This window comes from Streptomyces sp. NPDC005070 (genome assembly GCF_053600395.1).
The window spans coordinates 1-1,148 of record NZ_JBSFZS010000567.1; the positions used below are offsets into that span (position 1 = coordinate 1).

General features: G+C 69.6%; 1 protein-coding gene and 1 pseudogene. Both read left to right on the forward strand.

Features of this window, described 5'->3' with window-relative positions; all coding sequences use genetic code 11:
• On the forward strand, window positions 1–796 hold a 796-nt coding region (locus ACWEBX_RS41210; protein WP_451889789.1), incomplete at its 5' end, for a helix-turn-helix domain-containing protein.
• Window positions 793–1,148, forward strand: a pseudogene (locus tag ACWEBX_RS41215) (tyrosine-type recombinase/integrase); the annotation flags it as partial. The gene ACWEBX_RS41210 and the pseudogene ACWEBX_RS41215, both read left to right, overlap by 4 nt.

The following is a 1,148-nucleotide window of genomic DNA, read 5'->3' on the forward strand; positions in this document are numbered from 1 at the left end:
GTGGGAGCGAGCGAGAGAGGCTGGAAGGAGCACGGCACTGCCGGAAGCCGTCGGGACCGGGAGCGCCTCGAATCCGGCGCACACTCTTCTCGCCCACCACAGGGACGCCGACCGCTCCGAGTTCCTGCAGCATCTCTACACCGCTGCGGGCAGACCGTCCCTGCGCCAGCTGGCAGAGGAGTCCGGCCATCCGCGGTCCACCGTCCACCGCGCGGTCCAAGGCCAGTCCCTGGCCGGCGGGAAGGACATCGCTTCGACCCTGCTCGCCTATCTCCCGCCGATCGGCCACCAGGACTGGGTCCACGAGGCCGAGCGCCTGTTCGGGGACTCTTCCAGCATCCCCGCCGAAACCTCGGTCCCGTGGCTGTTCAAGGTCAAGGAAGATGACACGGCGGGGCAGGCGGAAGACGCCATCGCCGTCTTCAGGCACACACTCCGAGGGCTGCGAAATCTCGTCGTGCACGGGGACGTTGAGATCAATCCGTGGTTTGCGGCCCAGGTGATGGAGCTGTACGCCGTCCTCGAAGAGGCTATCGCGACCGGTACCGCTGTGGCGGGGCCCGGCGAACCAGCACCGCCCGACCGCCGGACCGGCATCGGCGGGGACGGCGCCCCAGAACAAACCGCAGGCGGCGCCAGCGCCGACCAGAACTCCGTCTCCCTCCAGGCAGCGGTGGAGGACCTCCGCAGGGAAGTACGGGAGGCCCAGAAGCGTCTCCCGGAACGGCCGGTCTTCACCAATGAGGTGGCCACACCGCGGACTGCCAAAGCCCCCACCTCTGAGGAGAAGCGGTGACCACACCCCTGCCCGTTCGTGCACCGCGGACCGCCCCCTCCACGCTGCGCCGCGATCCGCGCGACCTGTGGCCCGAGCACGCCCGCAAGCTGTACGACCATCTCGTCGGCCTGTACGGCTCCGAGGACGTGCTGCCCACGCTCGCCGCCTCCTGGATCGCCCACCAGCGCTCGGTGAACACACAGAAGTCGTACGCCCGCGGCTTCCGCGTCTTCGAGGAGTTCGCCCGGGAGTACGGCTCACACCCGATGGCGGTGAAGTTCGCCCTCGCCGACACCTTCCGGCTCCACCTGGAGACGGCGCCGACCTGGGTGCGGGTCAAGGGCGGAGCGCGCGGCGAGATGACCCGCAC